1 protein-coding gene is annotated in these 208 nt (G+C 46.2%); it reads right to left on the bottom strand.

Features of this window, described 5'->3' with window-relative positions:
- On the bottom strand, window positions 1-208 hold a 208-nt coding region (locus tag CWC18_RS20890; RefSeq protein WP_283957038.1), incomplete at both ends, for a sigma-70 domain-containing protein.

The following is a 208-nucleotide window of genomic DNA, read 5'->3' as shown; positions in this document are numbered from 1 at the left end:
AGTACTTCCATCAAAGTTCCTCCCTCCTCACCTTCACTAAGGGGGGTATCCATACTGATGTGCCTAAAGCCTGCGCTCATAGTAGCACTGACTTCTTCAACAGGCATATCTAAGAGATCTGCCAACTCTTGTGGCGTAGGCTCGCGTTCAAACTCCTGTTCAAGCTGTTGATAAGCTTTACTAATCCGATTCGTTAAGCCAACCTTAT

The organism is Pseudoalteromonas aurantia, from assembly GCF_005886875.1.
GTDB lineage: Bacteria > Pseudomonadota > Gammaproteobacteria > Enterobacterales > Alteromonadaceae > Pseudoalteromonas > Pseudoalteromonas aurantia_A.
Note: the sequence above shows the minus strand (reverse complement) of the source record. Positions and strands in the feature narration are given on the sequence as shown.